This is a genomic window from Streptomyces flavofungini, assembly GCF_041028215.1.
In the GTDB taxonomy this organism is placed as follows: Bacteria; Actinomycetota; Actinomycetes; order Streptomycetales; family Streptomycetaceae; genus Streptomyces; species Streptomyces flavofungini_B.
In genome coordinates this window covers 1-2,445 of record NZ_JASKYR010000966.1, presented here as the reverse complement: position 1 = coordinate 2,445, position 2,445 = coordinate 1, and the positions used below count along the sequence as shown (strand labels likewise).

The 2,445-nt window shown below is 72.4% G+C and carries 3 protein-coding genes; 1 reads left to right on the top strand and 2 read right to left on the bottom strand.

Features of this window, described 5'->3' with window-relative positions:
• Positions 1-634: hypothetical protein (locus AB8Z36_RS37190; protein ID WP_369217800.1), on the bottom strand; the 634-nt coding region annotated here is incomplete at its 3' end.
• A gap of 333 nt (positions 635-967) precedes the next feature.
• Between AB8Z36_RS37190 and AB8Z36_RS37185 the strand changes: the two genes are divergently transcribed.
• Complete coding sequence (locus AB8Z36_RS37185) at positions 968-1,777, top strand: nuclease-related domain-containing protein (RefSeq protein WP_369217799.1); 810 nt, start codon at positions 968-970, stop codon at positions 1,775-1,777.
• A 51-nt stretch (positions 1,778-1,828) separates the two neighbouring features.
• Here the strand turns inward: AB8Z36_RS37185 and AB8Z36_RS37180 are convergent, their stop codons facing one another.
• Positions 1,829-2,257, bottom strand: a complete 429-nt coding sequence (locus tag AB8Z36_RS37180; protein WP_369217798.1) for a nuclear transport factor 2 family protein — start codon at positions 2,255-2,257, stop codon at positions 1,829-1,831.
• Between the last annotated feature and the right edge of the window lie 188 nt (positions 2,258-2,445).

Sequence of the window (2,445 nt, the reverse complement as noted above, 5' to 3'; positions counted from 1 at the left end):
GCATCGCCTTCTGGTGGGAGTCCCAGGACCAGACGGTGTGGTACTCGTACCCGGCGAGGCTGGAGACCGCGCGGATGATCAGATCGCGCCCGGCCAGCTCCACGCCGAGCACGGCGTCACTCATCTCCATGATCTGCGTGAGCTGCCGCTTCTCCTCGGCGTACACCCGTACGTCGAGGTTGTCGTCGGGCGTCGAGACACCGACGATCAGGTCGTCCTTGTCGTCGCCGGTCAGATCCCGGTAGTACGCCTTGAGCACCGGGCACCGCTCCTGGGCCCCGGAACTCTCCCTGGCGCAGTCCTCCAGGCGTTCCAGGGTCGTGCGGTAGACGCGGTCGGAGCTCTCGTACGACCCCGGGTTCTCCTGGAAGTCCGCGCGGACCACGTCCACCGGGTTCACCTTGCGCAGGTCACCGCCGGGCACCTCGACGCCCTTGACCTTCACCGCCTCTATCTCGCCGTAGTCCTCGGCGGGCGCGGACGGCGGCGGCAGGTCGGGCCAGAGGCGCGTGGGGCCCTGGGCGGTGGGCGTCGGACCCGCGCCGCGCAGCCCGCCGGGGTCGCCGCAGCCGCCGGCCAGCAGGAGGGCGGCGGCGACGAGGGCGGCGGCGAGCGCGGGCCGGCTGCGGTTCACTGCACTCCTGCCTGCCGCGGGGCGCGGCCTGTCGTGGCACCAGGCCTGTGGTCACGTCACGAGGTCGGCGTTGAGGACGATGGTGTCAGAGCGGTGCCCGTCCACGATCACCCCGCCGCGGGTGTCCGGCGCGTCGCGGGCCGCTCGCCGCCCCGTACACCTTATTGGGGGCGAAGTCCCTCTTGTCCATCCGCGGAACCGTCAGCCCCGGGCGTGACACCACCGTCCGGTCGGCCATGACCGGCGCAAACACGCCTCAACTCCGCTTGCGTGCGGCCGGGTTCTTGCCCCGGCGACGCACGGGCTGTTCCCATGGTCGGGGGGTGATGCGGCATGAGCGGACTGCGCGTCGTACCGGCCTGGAGGCACGGTCAGGAGCGGTTGTACGTCTGTGGCGCGGACGGCAGAAGCGTGGCGTGGTACGACCGCGACTCGTCCCGCGTCAATCTGATCGCCGAGGACCGCGAGGAGGCCGTTCTGCGGGCTCTCGCCCCCTTCCTGACCGGCCACGTCACCGTCGGCCCGCCGCCGCTGCCGACGCCCGTCGAGATGGCCCGCCTCGCGCTCCATCCGGACGACGACCTCGCCCCCAACCGGCCGGGTGAGGCGCTGCACATCGCCCTGGAGCGCGAGGCGCTGACCCCGCGGAGGCTGCGCTCGGACGCGCGGTACCGCGCGCTCACCGCGGAGCGGGCGGTCGGCGAGGCGCTGGACGGTCTTGAGGGGGCGGGCTGGCGGGTCCTGCACTCGGTGCCGCTGCCAGGCGGCGCCCGCATCCACCATCTGCTGATCGGCCCGGGCGGCCTCTTCTGCGTGAGCACCCTCGCGGTGCGCAGGCACCGGGTCCGCATCGCCGACCCGTTGGTCACGGTCGGCCGCGGCGAGCCCGCCCCGCTCCTGCGCACGCTGCGCTCCGACGCGAGCCGCGCCTCCTTCGCGCTGACGGCGGAGGTGCGACCCGTCCTCGCGCTCGCGGGCACGGGCGCGGCCGATCCGGAGGTGGCACCGCCGCCACGCGACGTACGGGTGCTGCGGGAGAGCGAGCTGGGGTCGCTCGCCCGGCTCGGCGGCCAGCTGAAACCGGCCGATGTGGAGGCCCTGCACGCCCTGGCCAGGGACCGCCACACCTGGCGGCGGGTCTGACCCGTCCCCAGGCCCCGGCCACCTGCCTCGGCCCCGGCCCGCCGGACGGGGTCAGAGGTTGTCGCCCCAGCCGCCCTGGATCATGGTCTGGAAGCCCCAGGAGCCACCGCGCCTGATCAGGATGTCGGCGTACCGCAGCCGCTGGGTGCCCTCGTCCGTCGTCATCACCGAGTCGGTGAAGACGACGGCCATCGCGGGGGAGAGGAAGACGGGCGTGCGCGTGGACTCGAAGGTGAGGTCCGCGCCGCCCTCTCCCATGACGTGCGTCATGGTCGCCACGAACTGCTCCCGGTCCCACTGGGCCGCCCGCCCGTCGCCCGCGGAGTCGTCGCTGACCAGGTTGAGCGGGAAGACGGCCAGGTCGGCCATGCGCTCCACATCGCGCTTCGCGCTGTGCGCGTCGTACTCGGCGAACCAGGCGTCCAGGCTCGCGCGGTCCTCGTCGGTCGGGACGTATCCGGTGTCGGGCAGAACGGTCATGCGGTCTCCTTCGTCCTCACATGGTCATGTCCTTCTGGCAGCATTCGTCAAGTTTGACTACTGCTGCCGTGAAAGATACTGCCCGCCGGGGCACTAGTCAAACTTGAATCGGACCACGGACGCCGTCGCGTGCCGCGTGGTGTGCTGCCGGACCTCGACCATGACCACCGGCTCGTCCGGCAGCACAC